Origin of the sequence: Microbacterium sp. DT81.1 (assembly GCF_049844955.1) — a bacterium.
Lineage (GTDB): Bacteria > Actinomycetota > Actinomycetes > Actinomycetales > Microbacteriaceae > Microbacterium.
Map to the genome: position 1 here is coordinate 519,337 of NZ_JBNCMA010000002.1, position 17,638 is coordinate 536,974.

19 protein-coding genes are annotated in these 17,638 nt (G+C 69.6%); 9 read left to right on the top strand and 10 right to left on the bottom strand.

What is annotated here, in order from left to right; genetic code table 11:
* Positions 1–122 precede the first annotated feature (122 nt).
* Together ACLQ2Q_RS07695 and ACLQ2Q_RS07700 are read left to right on the top strand one after the other, a co-directional pair.
* Positions 123–698, top strand: a complete 576-nt coding sequence (locus tag ACLQ2Q_RS07695) for a DUF2243 domain-containing protein (RefSeq protein WP_425819634.1) — start codon at positions 123–125, stop codon at positions 696–698.
* Positions 695–1,510 (top strand): cytochrome c oxidase assembly protein, encoded by an 816-nt coding sequence (locus ACLQ2Q_RS07700; protein WP_425819636.1) that lies wholly within the window; start codon positions 695–697, stop codon positions 1,508–1,510. The genes ACLQ2Q_RS07695 and ACLQ2Q_RS07700 overlap by 4 nt, the downstream gene beginning before the upstream one ends.
* A gap of 61 nt (positions 1,511–1,571) precedes the next feature.
* Here ACLQ2Q_RS07700 and ACLQ2Q_RS07705 read toward each other — a convergent pair whose 3' ends face one another.
* From ACLQ2Q_RS07705 to ACLQ2Q_RS07715, 3 genes are read right to left on the bottom strand one after another with little or no spacing between them, the layout of a single operon-like run.
* The gene (locus ACLQ2Q_RS07705; RefSeq protein WP_425819638.1) at positions 1,572–3,098 is read right to left on the bottom strand and encodes an FAD-dependent monooxygenase; all 1,527 of its coding nucleotides are present in this window, start codon (positions 3,096–3,098) and stop codon (positions 1,572–1,574) included.
* Between the two features lie 42 nt (positions 3,099–3,140).
* Positions 3,141–3,794 (bottom strand): SRPBCC domain-containing protein, encoded by a 654-nt coding sequence (locus tag ACLQ2Q_RS07710; protein WP_425819640.1) that lies wholly within the window; start codon positions 3,792–3,794, stop codon positions 3,141–3,143.
* Positions 3,791–4,192, bottom strand: a complete 402-nt coding sequence (locus tag ACLQ2Q_RS07715; protein ID WP_425819642.1) for an ArsR/SmtB family transcription factor — start codon at positions 4,190–4,192, stop codon at positions 3,791–3,793. The genes ACLQ2Q_RS07710 and ACLQ2Q_RS07715 overlap by 4 nt, the downstream gene beginning before the upstream one ends.
* 150 nt (positions 4,193–4,342) lie before the next feature.
* On the opposite strand from ACLQ2Q_RS07715, the gene ACLQ2Q_RS07720 reads away from it, so the two are divergent.
* Complete coding sequence (locus tag ACLQ2Q_RS07720; RefSeq protein ID WP_425819644.1) at positions 4,343–4,588, top strand: hypothetical protein; 246 nt, start codon at positions 4,343–4,345, stop codon at positions 4,586–4,588.
* A gap of 183 nt (positions 4,589–4,771) precedes the next feature.
* Here the strand turns inward: ACLQ2Q_RS07720 and ACLQ2Q_RS07725 are convergent, their stop codons facing one another.
* Positions 4,772–5,428, bottom strand: a complete 657-nt coding sequence (locus ACLQ2Q_RS07725) for a response regulator (RefSeq protein WP_425819646.1) — start codon at positions 5,426–5,428, stop codon at positions 4,772–4,774.
* A complete protein-coding gene (locus ACLQ2Q_RS07730) occupies positions 5,425–7,065 on the bottom strand; it encodes an ATP-binding protein (protein WP_425819648.1) in 1,641 nt (546 codons plus the stop codon). Before ACLQ2Q_RS07730 ends, ACLQ2Q_RS07725 begins: the two co-directional genes overlap by 4 nt.
* A 191-nt stretch (positions 7,066–7,256) precedes the next feature.
* Between ACLQ2Q_RS07730 and ACLQ2Q_RS07735 the strand changes: the two genes are divergently transcribed.
* Both ACLQ2Q_RS07735 and ACLQ2Q_RS07740 read left to right on the top strand, forming a co-directional pair.
* Positions 7,257–8,735: a CitMHS family transporter gene (locus ACLQ2Q_RS07735; RefSeq protein WP_425819967.1), complete on the top strand. Its 1,479-nt coding sequence runs from the start codon at positions 7,257–7,259 to the stop codon at positions 8,733–8,735.
* Positions 8,736–8,979: 244 nt separating this feature from the next.
* A complete protein-coding gene (locus ACLQ2Q_RS07740; RefSeq protein ID WP_425819650.1) occupies positions 8,980–9,945 on the top strand; it encodes an aldo/keto reductase in 966 nt (321 codons plus the stop codon).
* Positions 9,946–10,036: 91 nt separating this feature from the next.
* Here the strand turns inward: ACLQ2Q_RS07740 and ACLQ2Q_RS07745 are convergent, their stop codons facing one another.
* Complete coding sequence (locus ACLQ2Q_RS07745; protein ID WP_425819652.1) at positions 10,037–10,306, bottom strand: GlsB/YeaQ/YmgE family stress response membrane protein; 270 nt, start codon at positions 10,304–10,306, stop codon at positions 10,037–10,039.
* A gap of 191 nt (positions 10,307–10,497) precedes the next feature.
* Here ACLQ2Q_RS07745 and ACLQ2Q_RS07750 point away from each other — a divergent pair, with 191 nt between their 5' ends.
* Together ACLQ2Q_RS07750 and ACLQ2Q_RS07755 are read left to right on the top strand one after the other, a co-directional pair.
* Positions 10,498–10,776 (top strand): ArsR/SmtB family transcription factor, encoded by a 279-nt coding sequence (locus ACLQ2Q_RS07750; RefSeq protein ID WP_425819654.1) that lies wholly within the window; start codon positions 10,498–10,500, stop codon positions 10,774–10,776.
* Entirely contained in the window at positions 10,773–11,171 is a 399-nt protein-coding gene (locus ACLQ2Q_RS07755; RefSeq protein WP_425819656.1) for a VOC family protein, read from the top strand. Before ACLQ2Q_RS07750 ends, ACLQ2Q_RS07755 begins: the two co-directional genes overlap by 4 nt.
* A gap of 27 nt (positions 11,172–11,198) precedes the next feature.
* Here ACLQ2Q_RS07755 and cls read toward each other — a convergent pair whose 3' ends face one another.
* Complete coding sequence (cls, locus tag ACLQ2Q_RS07760) at positions 11,199–12,680, bottom strand: cardiolipin synthase (RefSeq protein ID WP_425819658.1); 1,482 nt, start codon at positions 12,678–12,680, stop codon at positions 11,199–11,201.
* A gap of 155 nt (positions 12,681–12,835) precedes the next feature.
* Here cls and ACLQ2Q_RS07765 point away from each other — a divergent pair, with 155 nt between their 5' ends.
* Together ACLQ2Q_RS07765 and ACLQ2Q_RS07770 are read left to right on the top strand one after the other, a co-directional pair.
* Positions 12,836–14,998, top strand: a complete 2,163-nt coding sequence (locus ACLQ2Q_RS07765; RefSeq protein ID WP_425819660.1) for a S9 family peptidase — start codon at positions 12,836–12,838, stop codon at positions 14,996–14,998.
* Between the two features lie 5 nt (positions 14,999–15,003).
* On the top strand, positions 15,004–15,672 hold the full coding sequence (locus tag ACLQ2Q_RS07770) for a cyclodeaminase/cyclohydrolase family protein (RefSeq protein ID WP_425819662.1): 669 nt from the start codon (positions 15,004–15,006) through the stop codon (positions 15,670–15,672).
* Positions 15,673–15,836: 164 nt separating this feature from the next.
* Here ACLQ2Q_RS07770 and ACLQ2Q_RS07775 read toward each other — a convergent pair whose 3' ends face one another.
* From ACLQ2Q_RS07775 to ACLQ2Q_RS07785, 3 genes are read right to left on the bottom strand one after another with little or no spacing between them, the layout of a single operon-like run.
* A complete protein-coding gene (locus tag ACLQ2Q_RS07775) occupies positions 15,837–16,211 on the bottom strand; it encodes a DUF2255 family protein (protein ID WP_425819664.1) in 375 nt (124 codons plus the stop codon).
* Positions 16,212–16,233: 22 nt separating this feature from the next.
* Positions 16,234–16,869, bottom strand: coding sequence for an NADPH-dependent F420 reductase (locus ACLQ2Q_RS07780; protein ID WP_425819666.1), 636 nt, complete (start codon positions 16,867–16,869; stop codon positions 16,234–16,236).
* A gap of 49 nt (positions 16,870–16,918) precedes the next feature.
* Complete coding sequence (locus tag ACLQ2Q_RS07785; RefSeq protein ID WP_425819668.1) at positions 16,919–17,635, bottom strand: TetR/AcrR family transcriptional regulator; 717 nt, start codon at positions 17,633–17,635, stop codon at positions 16,919–16,921.
* Positions 17,636–17,638 lie beyond the last annotated feature (3 nt).

A 17,638-nucleotide genomic window follows, 5' to 3' on the forward strand; every position in this document is an offset into this window, starting at 1 on the left:
GCACCCCCGACGCGGGGCGTGAACCCGACGCCGAAGGCGCAGGGCCGCCTGATCGCTTCGATCAGGCGGCCCATTCCTGCATCCACCCACCACCGGTACCACCGAACGAGAACGGACGCGCGATGGCGCAACCAGCAGGCGACGGATCGACGGCCCGCGACCGGCCGGGAATCGTGCTGCCCGGCTTGCTGCTCGGGATCGGGCTCGGAGGATTCGTCGACGGCATCCTCCTGCATCAGGTGCTGCAGTGGCATCACATGCTCACGAGCTCGGCCACCGCGAACATCCCCATCGGGGACTACCCGGCGACGACCGTGCACGGCCTGCAGATGAACACGCTGTGGGACGGCCTCTTCCACGTCGTCACGTGGCTCGCCGTGCTCGCCGGGCTCGGCATCCTGTATTCGCGTGTCTCGCACGCGCGCGGGCGCCTCTGGCGATCGAGGGTGCTGTGGGGCTGGATCATCGCAGGCTGGGGGGTCTTCAACGTGGTCGAGGGCATCATCGACCACCACGTCCTCGGCATCCATCACGTGATCAGCGGCCCATACCAGACCGTCGCCGATGTCGTCTTCCTCGGGCTCGGCGCGCTCCTGATCACCGGCGGGTGGCTGCTCCAGCGCTCGGGCAGAGCCGATGCCGCAGGCGACGCAACGGCCGTGCAGGTCGCGGACGTCGAGGCGCGGCGTTCGGGATGAACCCGCACCTCCATCCGCAGGTGACCGGTACGGAAGCGGCCGTGCCGCTGGCGGTCGCGTGCGCGGTGGCCGCGCTGTACCTGATCATGGCCCTCCGTGCCCACCGCGACCCACGGAGATGGAATCTGTGGCGCACCGCCTCCTTCTTGGTCGGCATCGCGCTGGCAGCTGCGGCGTTCGCTTCCGCCTCGCCGTTACCCCCTGGCGACTTTCGCTCGCACATGCTGCAGCACCTGATGATCGGCATGTACGCGCCGCTCGCCCTCGTCCTCGGCGCGCCCGTGACGCTGGTGCTGCGGTCGGTGCCCGTGCCGGCCGGGCGGGTGATCGGGCGGGCGCTGCACTCGCGACTCATGGCCCTGCTCTCGCATCCGATCGTCGGCCTGCTGCTCGCGGTCGGTGGGATGGCGGTGCTCTACTTCAGCCCGCTCTACACGGCGACACTGACGTCGCCGCTGCTGCATCACGCGGTGCACGCGCACTTCCTGCTGGCCGGCTACGTGTTCGCGTACGCGATTGCGGGACCGGACCCGGCTCCGCACCGACCATCCGTGCCGTTCCGGCTCGTCGTGCTCGGCATCGCGATCGCCGCGCACGCGTCGCTCGCCCAGCTGATCTACGCGGGCGCCCTCGTGCAGGTCGAGGCGCCGGCGGTGCAGCTGCGCGGGGCCGCCGACCTCATGTACTACGGCGGGGACATCGCGGAGCTGCTGCTGGCCGTCGCGATGGTCAGCACGTGGCGGCCCCTGCGTGCCGCCGGCCCCGCCCGACGACCGGCGGGAGCGACGGCGCCCGCCTCGCCGTCGCGGTGAACAGTCGCAAGGGAAGGGCCAGTGGGAATATATGCCGGATGATGCCTAGATGAGCGTTGCCTCATAGAGCGAACGGCAGAGCCCTGCGGATCCCCTCGACGGCCCCGGACAGAGGTCCCGCTGCCGCCACGAACCCGTCCGGGCGCACGAGATAGCACGTACCCGGCCGCAGCCGATCGTTGCGAAGTTCCGGAAAATGCATCACGGGCAGGGGGACGTATCCGCGCAGCCGCTCGAGGGCGGGGGCATCCACGGCGCCGTACAGGTGCACCTGCCATCGCATGCCGCGGAGTGCTTCGTAGTTGTCGCCGTTCCACGGCAGGCGCCGTCCGACCACCCTGCCTCGGCTGCCACGGGAGGTCACCCTCTCGCGCTCACTCATCCAGTAGTGGATGCGGGTCTGGGACAGGTATTCGAAGAGCCGGGACGCCCGCCGGGCGCGCGGCACGACGGCCGCGCCGACCGGCGCGAGCACGCGCAGCACACGCCGGCGGAGGAATCGCGGCCCTCTCTTGACCGAGGTGACGAACCCGAAGAGCGTGTCGGTCGTGCCGACGAGGCGCCGGGCTACGGGCATCCGCTCGGCCTCATACCGGTCGAGGTATGCGTCGGGTGCGCCCCTTCGGAGCACGTCTGCGATCTTGCATGCGAGGTTGTGGGCGTCCTGCAGCCCGGTGTTCATTCCCTGTGCTCCGACGGGGGAGTGCACGTGCGCGGCGTCGCCCGCGAGGAACACCGGCCCCTGCCGGAAACGCTCGGCGACGCGGTGATGCACGCGGTAGGTCGAGAACCAGAGCGCGGACTCGTAGGTGACTCCGAAGACGCGCTCGAGCGTCGCACGGACGGGGGCCTCCGTCACGTCCTCATCGGCGGCAGTGCGGACGACTCCGATCAGGCGATGGTGCCCGGCACCGGTCATCGGGAAGGCGAGCAGGAACTGAGTGTCACCGAAGCGGAGGTTGACCGCGTGCGGCACGAGGCCTTCCACGGCCGCAGCATCGGCGACGTAGAACGTGTGCTCGTTCGTCACCCCCGTGAACGGGATGCCGGTCGCCTCGCGCACGGGCGACGAGGCGCCGTCGGCTCCGACGCAGAATCGCGCCGTGATCGTCAGGGTGCCGACGGCGTCGGGATCGGAATCCGTCTCGCAGACGACGCGCGCACCGCCGTCCTCCGTCCGCACGACCGAGACCATCCGGCACCCCCAGCGCACCGCCGCGCCGAGCGCTTCCAGGCTCTCGGCGAGCAGCCGCTCGTTCTTGCTCTGCTCGAGCACGTACAGGCGAGGGAACGGCGTGACACCCGTGGCGAGCCGCCGAAGGTCGACCGCGCTGAATCGCGTCTTCTCGAAGCCGGGCACGAGCGCACCCACGAGTTCGGCCTGTTCGAGCACGCGCGCGGCGAGCCCGAGCTGATCGTAGATCTCCATCGTGCGCGCCTGGAGGACGAGCGCCCTCGACTCACGTGTGGGGCCGGCCTTGCCGTCCACGATCACGCAGGACACGCCCAGCTTCGCCAGGCAGTTGGCGAGCATGAGCCCGGTCGGACCGGCGCCCACGATCACGACGTCGGTGTCGAGATTCTCCATGCATTCACTATCGCGCCCTTGCGCGAGAATGTCAGGGGCGGCTCAGCTCTCCACTTCCTCGGCGGGGGCGAACTGGCTCGTTGCGAAGGCGACCGCCGCGTCGAGGTCCTCGTCGCTCGTGCCCCACGCATCCTGTACCGGGCGCGCCCACGCGCGGCAGCTTTCCGCGGCGAACTCCCTGACCTCCGCCGTGTCCTCCCATGTCGCGGGGTCGAAGTCCGCGCCCCCGAGGTGCAGGTCGAGGCCGAGCAGGGCGATGTCCCAGCCGCCACCGATGCCGATCGTACCGCCGGGGCCATATGCCTCGACCAGCACGTCGACGATCTGGGCGGGCGACGAATGCTCGAGTTCCAGCACGGTCCCGCCTTCAGGGGCGGGGGAGAGGCGGAGCGCGACCTCGGTGTCCATCCCCTCGCCGAGCGACCACGTGACCTCGAGGTGCTGCGGCGCATCGCAGCGCTGCACCACCCCGCCGGCGTTGCCCTCCAGTCGGAACGCTCCACCGAGGCGCAGGTCTCCCGTCACGGGACCGAGCCACCGGCCCAACCGCTCGCGCGACGTGCAGGCGTCCCAGACGTCCTCGATCGGTGCGTCGTAGGTGCGGCGCAGCAGCAGCGACCGCCCATCGCCCGTGCTGAGAGGTGCGTTGCCGATCTCGCGGTGCGTGGCGTTGATCTGGTTCACGATGTCGATCACGGGTGGTTTCCTTCCTCGTTGTTCTCGCTCTTGTTCTCGTTCTTCTTCTCCTGCGGACGCCGTGCGGCCGATGAACGGTGCGCCCTCGAGCCGCGCGCCAGCTCGGTTGCGAGCGCGTCGAGGTGCTGGGTCCAGTACCCGCGGAAGTGGTCGAGCCACACGTCCGCCTCCTGCAGCGCTTCCGCTTCGACGGCGTAGAGCCGGCGGGTTCCCTGGGCGCGGACGCGTGCGAAGCCCGCCTCGCGCAGCACCCGCAGATGCTGCGATACGGCGGGCTGGGAGATCCCGAATTCCGAGCGGATGACCTCTGTCACGGCACCGGCCGCCTGCTCGCCATCGGCGAGCAGTTCGAGGATGCGCCGGCGAACCGGGTCGCCGAGCATGTCGAGCGCGTGCATGACGACACCTTATCAATGGCGACTTATATAAGGCAATACTGATGATGAGTTGGCGCTACTCGCGCCGGGAGCGCGTGGCAATCCCCTCGCCGGTGTGCCCTGCGCGCCGTAGCCTCGGCGCAAGGGGAGACCGAGCAAGAGGAGAGCACCATGTCAGGCACACAGGATGCAGGGTCGGACCCCATCGAAGACGGATCTCTCGAGGCGTTCGACATCGAGAGCCCGGACGCCGTGGGGAGCGGGAGCGGCCCCTCGGAGGACGACGAGGCCACCGAGAAGCCGGGCGGCTTGGGCGAGGACGGCACGATCCCCAGCAACCCCAACGGCGTGGCCGCCGGTCACACCGGAGAGCAGTCGACGTTCGAGCCGGAAGAGGACGAAGAAGCGGACCTCTGACAGCGGCACCGCCGCCGCGGCGGCGAAGCCGATGTCATCCGGCGCTTCGGCATTCCGGCGCGGATGGGGCGCGGCGTGGCGGGCGGTTCGCGCTGCAGTTATCGTCGGGCGCTGCGTGAACCTGAGCCGCGCGCGCAGGAAACAGCCGCGCGAAGCGCGGACGGCGGGGGCGCTGGCGCCCCGTCACTCCGGAACGCGATACCGGTGCTCGGGGCGCCCGGTCGATCCGTACTTCAGCGAGACCTCGACCGCCCCGCGGGTCGCCAGGGAGGCCAGATGCCGCTGCGCTGTTGCGCGCGAGATGCCCGCTCGCGCCGCCACGTCCGCGGCCGAGGACTCCTCGTCGCCGAGCAGTTCGAGGATCAGGCGCTCGGTCGTGGAGCGCGTGGTCGGCGCCGCACCGCCGTCCCGGGCATATAAGACCCGCTGCGCACGCTCGATGCCTGACTGATCGAGCCGGCGCTCGCTCGGCAGCAGGTTCAGGAACCGGCGGTACGCGTCCAGCCGTTCGGCCAGCACCGCGGGCTCGAAGGGCTTGACGAGGTAGTCCCAGGCGCCGGCGCGCAGCGCACGGCGCACGGTCGCACCCTCCGACGCGGCGCTGATCACCATCGCGTCGACGTCGAGCTCCGACACGAACTCGATGCCGTCCCCGTCGGGCAGGTACACGTCGCAGATCACCAAGTCGGGCGCCTGGTCTCGCACGGCGGCGCGCGCGGAGCGCACCCCGCGCACCGGTTCGAGCGCCGTGAAGCCCGCTCGGCCGGCGACGATGTCGCGGTGCAGCCCGCCGACGTGGAAGTCGTCGTCGACCACGAGCACGCGGATACTGTCGGTCATGACGGGTGTCCTTCCTCGAGACGCGCAGCGGATGCCGCCCGCATGACCCCCGGCATCCGTGCGCAGAACACCGCACCATGGCCGTCGTGCCCGCCGGCGTCCGCAAGCCACACCACGCCCCCGAGGCGGGTTGCGATCTCGTGCGCGAGCGGAAGACCGATGCCATGGCCGTGCACGGCATCCGGATCCGCCGGCTGGCGCCGCGTCGGCGAAGGGATGCCGCCATCCGGCATGCCGGGTCCGGAGTCGGTCACCGTCGCCACCAGGGTGTCGGCTTCGTCGAGCAGCTCGACCTCGACCCACCGGGGTTCCCGCCCCCGCACCGCCGCCGCGACGGCGTTGTCGATCAGGTTGCCCAGCACCGTGGCGACGTCCTCCGGCAGGTCGACCACCCCGAGCACCAGCGAGTCCTCGCCGACGCGCAGCCAGACCCCTCGTTCGGCGGCATGGACCGCCTTGGCCTCGAGGAATGATTCGAGGAACGGCTCGCCGAGATCGTGCAGCGTCGGGGCACCATCATCCGCCACCTCCCGGATGCCGTCCAGATACGTGCGGGCGTCTGCCACGCGCCCCGCGTCGATCAGTCCCGCGGTGACGTGCAGCCGGTTCGCGAACTCATGGCGCTGCACGCGCAGCGCGTTCGTCATCGCCGCGACGGTCTCGAGTCGCTCGGTCAGGCCGACGATGTCGGTGCGATCCCGGATGATGGCGATGAGGCCGAGGTCGCGTTGCCCGCGCGACACGGGGTGCGTGTCGATGAAGACCACCCGCTCCCCGAGCGGCAGGGGCTCGGCGCCCGAAGCGGGCGACAGGATCGCATCGCGCACCGCAGCGGGAAGGTCCAGGTCGCGCACCTTGCGGCCGACGAGGTCGCCCGCTCCGAGGAGGGCGACCGCGGTGCTGTTGGCCACCGTCACGGTGCCCTCGGGGTCGGAGGCAAGCACCCCGTCTCCCACCCCGTCCAGCACGGCCGCCTGGTTCTGCACCATCCCCGCGAGCTCCTCGGGCTGCACGCCGAGTGTGAGGCGCTCGAGCCGGCGTCGCAGCACGAGCGAGGCGAGAACACCCACCGCGACGGCGGCCAGCGCCGCGATGACGATGCCCACGATCAGCACCGGCAGCTCTCCGAACACGCTCGCACGGGCGAAGCCCACGCTCACCTCCCCGACAGGTTCGGTGCCCCCCGGTTCACGGACCGGCACCTTCGCCCGGGCGGATTCGCCGAGCGTGCCCGAATCCCATCCGACCGTCTCGCGACCGGCGAGTGCGTCCTCGAAGCTCGTGCTCACCACTTCGCCCAGGCGGTCCGGATCCGGGTGCGCGAGGCGGATCCCCTGATCGTCCGTGATCACCACGAAGAGGGCGCCGGTGCGCTCCTGCACGTCGGCGGCGAGCGACTCCAGCGCGCCGCCGCGAAGCTCGTCCGCCGCCGGCGTCCCCGGTTCGGCGGAGATGCGGGCCACCTCCGCGCGCACGTCGTCGTCCACGGCGACGGTGCGGGCGATCGAGAGGGCGGACGACTCGGCCTCCGACCTCAGCTGCTGCACGCCGAGCCAGACGAAGACCGCGGTGCACACCGCCACGACGGCCGTGACGCAGGCCAGCTGCAGGACGAGCACCTGAGTTCCGAACCGCATCACCGAACCCCTCGCGTCGTCGTCGTGAGCGAAATGCGCAGAACTCACGATATGCGCAATAGGTGCATCAAAGCGAGATACCGGATGCCGCGGCCGCCGCCCGGCTAGCTTCGTGCGGAACACCCACCGGTGGCTTTTCGCCACTGCCACGAGACAAAGGAGTCGACGTGCTCGTCATCCTCGGATTCACCATGATCCTCACCTTCATGGTCCTGATCATGACCCGGCGCCTGACCCCGATGGTCGCGCTGATACTGGTCCCGACGATCTTCGGACTGTTCGCGGGGGCAGGGCTCGGCCTCGGCGACATGGTCATCGAGTCGATCGGCGACCTCGCCCCGACGGCGGCTCTGCTGATGTTCGCGATCATGTTCTTCGGCATCATGATCGACGTCGGCCTGTTCGACCCGCTCATCCGCTTCATCACCCGCTTCCTCGGCAACGACCCCGCGAAGGTCGTGCTGGGCACCGCTATCCTGGCGGGCGCCGTGTCGCTCGACGGCGACGGGTCGACGACCTTCATCATCACGACATCCGCGATGCTGCCCATCTACCTGCGCCTGGGCATGAGCCCGGTCGTGCTCACGTGCGTCGCCGGCCTGATGAACGGCACGCTCAACATCGTCCCGTGGGGCGGTCCCACCGTTCGGGCGGCCTCGGCCCTCGGCGTCTCGCCGACCGACATCTTCGTGCCGATGCTCCCGTCGCTGGCGACCGGCCTCGTCGTCTCCCTCGTGTTCGCCTGGATGCTCGGACTGGGCGAGCGCAAGCGCATCGGTTCGCTGGAGTACTCGCCGGCCGCCGCCGCCGAAGGCGCAGCCGCCACTTCCGGCGACCCCGGTTCGTCGCGCTGGCGCCGGATCTTCGGCGGCACCCGGGTCGTGCGGGGCACCGAGGTCAAGCCGGGCGCGCTGGCGACTCTGTCGACCACCGGCATCGTCACCGTCCGCGGTGATCGGCCGGCTCCGGCCGGTGCCGTCGTCACGGCGGTGGAGGACCAGCACGACACGATGATGGCCGACACGATGCTCCACCCCGACCGCCCGACGCTGCGCCCCAAGCTCATCTGGGTGAACTTCGCGCTGACGATGGCCGTCATGGTGCTGCTGGTGCTCGACCTCATGCCGCTGCCCTACATCTTCATGGTCGGCACGGCGCTCGCGCTCGTTCTCAACTTCCCGAAGCTGCGCAGCCAGGCGGACGAGATCGTCGCGCACGCGCCGAGCATCGTGGGCGTCGTCTCGATGGTGCTCGCCGCCGGGGTGCTGGTCGGCGTGCTGAACGGCACCGGGATGGTCACCGCGATGGCGGACTGGGTCGTTCAGATCGTGCCCCCGTCGATGGGGCAGTACTTCGCGGTCATCACCGGGCTGCTCTCCATCCCGATGACGTTCTTCATGTCGAACGACGCCTTCTACTTCGGCATCCTCCCGGTGCTCGCCGAGAGCGCCGCGGCCTACGGCATCGACCCGGTCGAGATGGCGCGCGCGTCGATCGTCGGCCAGCCGGTGCACCTGCAGAGCCCGCTCGTGCCGGCCATCCTGCTGCTCGTCTCCCTCGCCGCGGTCAACCTGGGCGACCACCACAAGAAGGTCCTGTGGCGCGCGACCATCGTCTCGCTGGTGATGCTCGCCGTCGGCGTGCTCGTCGGCTCCATCCCGTTCGGGTAGCGCTTCGCGCTGCACTTCTCGCCGCCCGCCGCGGGAATCGGTGCCGCGAGCGGCGGAAACCGCAGCGCGAACCCGGATGCCGGAACCGCACACCCCGGAGGCCCTGCCGGTACAGGTACCGACAGGGCCTCCCTCGTGGGCGCAGGCCCGCCTAGGGTCGAAACCGACGGCTCGGAGACGCAGTGGGGCGAGCACGTGACCGACGACGAACACCTCGCCAACCGGAACGGATGAGGAGCACACGATGGAATACACACGACTCGGCAACTCGGGGCTGAAGGTCAGCCGCATCGCCCTCGGATGCATGAGCTTCGGCGACACATCCAAGGGCTTCAACGAATGGGCACTGGATGACGAGGGCGCCGAGCCGCTCTTCCGGCAGGCCCTCGACCTGGGCATCACCTTCTGGGACACGGCGAACGTCTACGGCTTCGGAACCTCGGAGGAGATCGTCGGGCGTGCCATCGACCGCTACTCGCGCCGCGAGGACATCGTGCTGGCGACGAAGGTGCACTTCCCCATGCACGGCGGACCGGGCGGATCGGGACTCTCGCGCAAGGCGATCATGGAGCAGATCGACGCGTCGCTGACCCGCCTCGGCACAGATTACGTCGACCTCTACCAGATCCACCGCTTCGACCCCGAGGTGCCGGTCGAGGAGACGATGGAGGCCCTGCACGACATCGTGAAGGCCGGCAAGGTCCGCTACCTCGGCGCATCTGCGATGGATGCGTGGCAGCTCGCCAAGATGCAGTACACCGCCGACCTGCACGGCTGGACGCGGTTCGTCTCGATGCAGGACCAGTACAGCCTGCTGTACCGCGAAGAGGAGCGCGAGATGTTCGGGCTGCTCGCCGATCAGGGGGTCGGCAGCATCCCGTACAGCCCGCTCGGGAAGGGGCGCCTCGCGCGCCCGTTCGGCGAGCACACGACGCGCTTCGACAACGATCCTGTCGGCCGCCGCCAGTTCGGCGACGGGGACGCGGGGATCATCGGGGCGGTCGAGTCGATCGCCCGGGATCGGGGCATCCCCATGGCGCAGGTCGCCCTCGCATGGGTGCTGCGCAACCCGGTCATCTCGGCGCCGATCGTGGGAGCGACGAAGCCGCATCACCTGCCGGACGCCGTGGCGGCCCTCCAGGTGCAGCTCACCGACGACGAGGTCACCGCCCTGGAGGCGGGATACACCCCGCACGAGCCGATCCGGTAGATCGCTCCCAAAATCGCGCCGCGCCGGCGCCCGGACGCACAGAAGGCGCCTGCGGATGCACTTTCATCCGCCGGCGCCTTCTGCAGGGTTGTTACGCCTTGGTGCCGCGACGGTTCACGATCAGGCCGTAGATGAGCAGCACGATGATCGCGCCGCCGATCGCGAGCAGCCACGTGGAGAGGTCGAAGAAGTTCTCCAGGCCGGTGCCGAACAGCACGCTGCCGAGCCAGCCTCCGAGGAGGGCACCCACGACTCCGAGGAGCAGGGTGATGAGCCATCCGCCACCCTGCTTGCCGGGCAGGATGAGCTTTGCGATGGCGCCGGCGATGAGGCCGAGCAGCAGGAATCCGAGGAAACTCATGGTCTCTCTCTCTTTCTTCTTCTGTTGTGAGGACACAGCCCGGTCGCCCGGGCTCGCCACAACGCCATGAAGCGATGCGGGCGTTGCCGACTGTACCCTCTGCTGTGACTTTGGTGACAACCCCTCGCCGCGACACGGTCGATCTGATATAGCGATTGACATGCAAGTATCCACTTGCCTATCCTGTGTTCGTGACCGACGTCTTCAAGGCTCTCGCCGACGAGACGCGGCGCACGATCCTCGACGAGCTCGTCGAGCGGGATGACCAGACCCTGTTCGAGCTGTGCGCGCGCCTCGCCATGAAGCACGGGCTCACGAGCTCGCGGCAGGCCGTCTCGCAGCACCTCGAGGTGCTCGAGAGCGCCGGTCTCGTGCACAGCGAGAAGCGAGGCCGCAGCAAGTTCCACACGATCGACACGGCGCCGCTGGCAGCGGTCGTCACCCGTTGGCCACTGAAGGAGAACCCATGAGAATCACCAGCCACAGCATCTTCGTCGACGATCAGGATGCGGCGGTCGCCTTCTATCGTGACCGCCTGGGCTTCGTCGTCACCGCCGATTTCCCGGTCGGCGAGCACCGCTGGATCACGCTCGCCGACCCCGAGAACGCCACGGGCACGCAGATCGTGCTCGAACCGAACGACCACCCCGCGGTGCCCGCGTTCACGAGCGCCCTGGTGGAGGACGGCATCCCGTTCACGTCGTTCGGCGTCGAGGACGCGCAGGCCGAATACGAACGGCTCACGGCGCAGGGCGTCGTCTTCACCCAGCCGCCGACGGCGATGGGACCCGTGATCACCGCCGTGCTCGACGACACCGTCGGCAACCTCATCCAACTCGCCCAGATGGTCGAGCAGCCGAGCTGACGGTCGACACCGCCGGGGCAGTCGCGCCTAGTTGACTGCGGAGGTGAGGCGCGCGACGCCGTCCAGGAACGTCGCCTTCGCCGGTTCCTGCTTCCACTGCTCGAGGGTGAGTTCCCGTCCGGCGTCACGGTACCCCTGCTCGACGGCGCGCATGTCGCGCACGAACGATTCGCCGAGCACCATCAACGACGATTCGGAGTTGAGGCTGAACGAGCGGATGTCCATGTTGCTCGACCCGATCACGGCGATGTTGTCGTCGATGGAGAAGTGCTTGGCGTGCAGGATGTACGGCGCGGGGTAGAGGAAGATGCGGACCCCCGCCTCGAGCAGCTCACCGTAGTAGGACCGCTGTGCGTGGTACACCAGTCCTTGGTCCCCGATCTCGGAGACGAACAGCTGCACTTCGAGGCCGCGTTGGCACGCCGTCGTGATGGCGTAGATCATCGGCTCGTCGGGCACGAAGTACGGGCTCGTGAGGATGACCTTCTCCGTTGCTCCATGGATCAGCGACAGGAAGAGCCTCAGGCCGTTCTCGGTGCCGTAGCCGGGCCCGCTCGGCACGACCTGGCAGACGAGCGAATCCGGTGACGGGTCCGCGGCGACCTGATTCGCCGGCACGTGCTCCTCGTCGACGAGGAGCTCGTCGGTCTCGATCAGCCAGTCCGACAGGAAGATGGCGTTCACCGCCGCCACGGTCGGACCCTCCAGGCGGGTCATCAGCTCCTGCCACTGCAGCCCGCGCTTGATATTCTTCGGCGAGTCGTAGTTGCGGTTGATCAGGTTCTGCGAGCCCATGAAGGCGACCCGGCCGTCCACCACGACGAGCTTGCGGTGGTTGCGCAGGTCGGGGCGCTGATACTTGCCCTTGAACGGCATGACCGGCAGCATCCACGCCCACTTGACTCCGATGCGGTCGAGTTCTGCGAACGTCTCCTTGCTCTTGGGGACCTTGCCCGATGACAGGTGGTCGGCGAGCAGCCGCACAGAGACGCCCCGGGCCACGGCCCGCTCCATCGCGCTGAAGAACGCGCGGGTCGTGTCATCCCACGCCACGATGAAGAACTCGACGTGAACGAAGCTCGTCGCGGTGTCTATCTCCGCCGTCATCGCATCGATCGATCCCTGATAGTCGCCGATCAGCGTCGCCCTGTTGCCGCCGATGGCCGGCAGGCCGGTCAGGAGCTCATTCTGCTGCGTCACCCGTTCGAACCACCGTGGCCAGTCCCGGTCGGGCGAGGGCAGGTCGCGGCCGGCCGCTCGCTCCTGGATGATCCCGTTGATGCGAGCCTGCTCGTTCCGCCGCTTCGCCGGCAGCTTGAAGTTGCCGATGAGCAGGTAGAAGAGGAGGCCGAACAAGGGCAGCAGGATGATCAGCAGGATCCACGCCATGGCCGCGGTGGGCTTGCGGTCGCGAGGGATGAAGATCAGCGCGCCGATCACGATGGCAGCCTGGATGAGAATCGCGATCCAGGCGAGGTTGGGTCCGAGCACGGCGCCTAGAGCGTTCACGCGAGTCCGATCGTCGGAGGGGTTCGTCCGCTCCGAAGATGGACGGCGAGGTGCCCTCAGAGTATTGGATCCCCTGAACCCGGGCTTCACCCAGAATGCACGATCCGCCGGGTCCGGGACTGCAGCTGCGCCGGTCGCCGGGCTAGCGTGGACGAATGGTCTCCACGCCCTTCTCCTCCCTCGACAGCTTCGTCGCCCTGCCGCGCATCGAGGCGCTCGCCCTCTCGCCCGACGGAGCCCGCGTCGTCCTGACGGTCGCCACGCTCAAGAAGGACGGCACCGCCTACGAGCGCTCGCTGTGGTCGGTGCCCTCCGACGGATCCGGCCGTCCGACGAGGCTCACCCGCTCCGCGAAGGGCGAGAGCGGAGCGGCGTTCACGCCGGCCGGCGACATCCTCTTCGTGTCGGCGAGACCGGATGCCGAGGCCGACGAGGACGACGAATCGGGCCAGCTCTGGCTGCTTCCGGCGGCCGGCGGCGAGGGTCGCCCCGTGACCCGGCTGGCCGGGGGAGTGTCCGGCATCGCCGCGACCGCGCTGGAGAGCGAACGGATCGTGCTCGATGCCGAGCTGCTGCCCGGTGCGGATGAGGGGGGTGCCGGTACGGGCGGTGCCGGTGCGGGCGGTGCCGACGGGGGTGCCGGTTCGCTCGAGGCCGAGGCGGCGCTGCGCGCGCTTCGGAAGAAGAAGAAGGTGTCCGCGATCCTGCACGAGGGCTATCCCGTGCGGTTCTGGGACCACGACCTCGGGCCGGCGCAGCCGCATCTGCTCGCGCTCGACCTGGACGAGCTCGTCGACACCATCGCCGCGGTGGTCGAGGAATCCGACGAGAAGGCGCCGGACGAAGCCCCGGAGAAGGGCGGCGAAGCCGGCGCGCCGTACCCCGAGACCCTTCCGCGTCCGCGCGATCTCACGCCGAGGCCCGGCCGTTCGGCCGATCACGCCGGCGTCGCGCTGAGCCCGGATGGCGGCATCCTGATCGCGTCCCTCCGGCTGAGCGAGCAGCGCGCCGGGCGACAGGCGCTCGTCTCGATCGACACCACGACCGGCGACCGGGTGACGCTGTTCGATGAACCCGACGTGGACTTCGAGTCGCCCGCGGTGAGTTCCGACGGATCTCGGATCGCTTTCCGGCGCGTGGCCAAGAGCACCCCCGCGGGGCCGACCGACGTCGAGGTCTGGGTAGCCGGCGTCGACGGCTCCGGCGCCCGGCGCATCGCGGCGGACTGGGACCGGTGGGCGAACGACCTGCGCTTCGACGCGGTGAACTCGGCCCTGATCGCCACCGCCGATCAGAACGGCCGCGGGCCGATCTTCCGCCTCCCGCTCGACGGAGGCGCCGCCCAGCAGCTCACCGACGACGACTTCACCTACACCCACGTGCACGTCGACCGTTCGAGCGGGGATGTCGTCGCGCTGCGTTCGTCGTGGGTCGTTCCGCCGCATCCGGTGCGCGTCGCGCGCGACGGCGTCGTCACGCCACTCGCAACGCCGGCCGCCGCCCCCGCGACGCCGGGAACCATCACTGAGGTCGAGACGACCGCGGATGACGGGGCTCGTGTTCGCGGCTGGCTGCTGCTGCCGGAGGGGGCATCGGATGCCGCGCCGGCTCCGCTGCTGCTCTGGATCCACGGCGGACCCCTGAACAGCTGGAACGCCTGGAGCTGGCGCTGGGCGCCATTGCTCGCGGTGGCCCGGGGCTATGCCGTGCTGCTCCCCGACCCGGCGCTGTCCACCGGGTACGGGCTGAACTTCATCGCCCGAGGGTGGAACAGCTGGGGAGCGAAGCCCTACACGGACCTGCTCTCGATCACCGATGCCGTCATCGAGCGGGCCGACATCGACGAAACACGCACCGCGGCGATGGGCGGTTCGTTCGGGGGCTACATGGCCAACTGGGTGGCCGGGCACACCGACCGGTTCCGCGCCATCGTGACCCATGCCAGCCTCTGGGCGCTCGACCAGTTCAGCGGCACGACCGACAGCTCGGAGTACTGGCAGCGCATCTTCACGCCGGAGGCCATGGTCGAGCACTCACCGCACGGGCACGTGAGCGACATCCGCACGCCCCTGCTGGTCATCCACGGAGACCGTGACTATCGGGTGCCGATCGGCGAGAGCCTGCGGCTGTGGTCCGAGCTCGCGGAGCATCACGCCCAACCCGACGGCACCACGGTGCACCGTTTCCTGTACTTCCCCGACGAGAACCACTGGGTGCTGAAGCCCCAGCACGCGGTGGTCTGGTACCAGACCGTGTTCGCATTCCTCGATCAGCATATCAACGGCGCCGAGTGGAAGCGCCCGGAGCTGCTGGGGTAGCGGCCGTGAACTCCAACGGTGGGGACGCCGATCCGAAGGCGCCGCAGACGAACGTTCCGGACGCGGACGTTCCCGTGTCGATCCCGCTGTCATCGTGGCTGGACAAGCTCGCCCAGCCGCGAGGAGCGCCCGGCGGCGGCGCGGCCTGCGGCGTCCTGGCGGCGATCAGCGCCGCGCTGCTGCACATGGTGGCGGAGTACACCCGCGATTCTCCGGATGCCGGCGCGTGCGCGGACCGGGTAGCCGCCCTGCGCGTCCGCGCGCTCGAGGCGGCCGAGGCCGACGGCGTGGTGTCGGCGGAGCTGGGTGCGGCGCTGCGCCCCTCGGACGACCCGGGGCGAGACGACCGCGTGCGCCAAGCGGCGGTGGCGGGGGCGGACTCTTCCGTCGCGCTCGGGCGGATCGCCGCGGAGCTCGTGGACGAGCTCGCGCTGCTCTTCGAGATCGGGAACACATCGCTGCGAGCGGATCTCGAAGTGGCGGGCGAGGCGCTCTCCGCGGCCCTCGGCAGCGCGCGCGTCAATGTACGGGCGAATGTCCGGAGCGTGGAGGCGCACCGGGACGAGCGCGACCGCCTCGACGAGTGGCTCGTGCGGGTCACCGACGCCGCCGACCAGCTCCACGCGGCGAACCGCCGCACCCGCGAACTCACAGGCGCAGACCCTCGTCGCTGAAGGGACGCGATCTGCGGCTTCGGGGCCGCCGAAGCGGCAGATCGCGTCCCTTCGGGTTCGCTGGCTCGCGCTCACGGTGCCGGGTCACGACCATGACCGCTGAAAGGACGCGATCTGCGCGTTCGGGGCTTCCTAAGCCGCAGATCGCGTCCCTTCGCGGTGTTCTAGCGGGGGTTCACCCGGAGGGTCGCGGTCGCGGCGATGTCGCCGACCACCGGAGCCACATACTGCGGTGGCTGGTTCGCATACTTCCGTCGGTATGCTTCATCCAATTCCCGGTGATCGATGCCCGGCGGGACGTCGAAGACGACGTCCCGCTCGACACCGCCCGCGCGGATCCGGCCGGTGCCGCTGGCGGCCGCTCGGCGGAACCACCCGTTCTCGGGCCCGTATGCCGAGCGGACATAGAGCTGACCCGCCACCGCGACGTGCCAGATGGTCGCGAACGGTCGCATCGTGCCGTCGCGCCGCTCCGAGGCGATCTCGAGTTCTTCCGCGTCGCCGATCGCGCGCAGCTCATCCGCGTCCCAGGAACCCATGACCCGATCCTGCCACTCCCGGTCAGCGGGTGGCGCGGGCCAGGTTGGCTTCGAGCTCCGCGGCATCCTGCCGGACGACATACGCCGGCTGGTCGCGCTCCACGCGCCAGCTGTCGTGCAGCGCCCCGACGTTCACCGTGTCGAAGCCGAATCCGTCGTAGACGGCGGTCGCGAGTTCGGCCGCGTCCGGGGCATCGCTCGCGGTGGCGAGGGCGCGGCGTCCAGGCGTGCCGGCCGGGGCGCCGCTGGTGAGGATGTCGGCGGCGAGGATGTGGTTGAACGCCTTGGCGACCTTGGACTCCGGAAGGTGGCGCTGCACCAGCTCCGAGGTCGTCGTATTCTTCTCGTCGAGCTCGGCGATGCGACCATCGCGCTCCCAGTAGTAGTTGTTCGTGTCGAGCACGATCTTGCCGGCCAGCTCGTCGACCGGGACCTCGCCGAGCGCCTTGAGCGGGACCGTCACGATGGCCCAGTCGCCGGCCGCCGCGGCCTCGGCGGGCGTCGCGGCCCGCGCCTTCGAACCCAGCCTCGCGACGAGGTCGTCCAGAGTGTCTGGCCCGCGGGAGTTGCTGATCACGACGTCGTACCCCTGATCGACGAGCCCCCGCGCGAGCGCCGTGCCGATGTGTCCTGCCCCGATGATTCCCACTGTTGTCATGTCGGAGCCCAACGTGCTCCGCCGCGAAGCATTCCCGACAGACCGAGTGTTACGCGTCCGTGCGGTCCGGGGTGGCGTCGGTGGGCTCCGGAGTCGCATTCGTGGACTCGGCGGTTTCGACCGGGGCCTGATCGGCCGCGGTCTCGAAGTCCATGTCGACGAAGCCGGAGAAGAAGCGGCGCAGCTCGTCCGACATGTCGACGACCGTGCGATCCAGGAGCCACTGCACCTGCAGACCGTCCCACAGGGCTATCGCCGCGACCGCGGCGCGGGCGGGATCGACCCCCTCGGCGAGGCGGCCGTCTCGCCCCAGTTTCTCGAGGGCCGTCTGCACCATGCCTCGCGTGAAGACGTATCTGCGGGAGAAGTACTCGTGAGCGGGATGATCCGGCGACGTCGCCTCCGCCGACAGGATGCAGAACAACTCGACCACGCCGGGTACCGACGCGTTGTGCCGAGCGAGATCGACGAGGCCCCGAAGGGCCGCCGCCCCGTCAGGCGCGTCGACGTCGACCATCCCTCGAGAGAGATCGTCGCGGCGGTCGAGCACGGCTTCGAGGAGCTTCACCTTGCTCGGAAAGTGGTGCAGGAGCCCGGCTTCGCTCATGCCGACGCGCACTGCGACGTCCCGAAGCGAGCCGGATCGGTACCCGGACTCGGCGAACACCTCGAGGGCGGCATCCAGGATCGCCGTGCGCTTCGCGCTGGTCTTGGCGTACTCCCCACGGGGCTTGCGCGTCCGCGGAGGTGCGGTCGTATCGGTCATCGT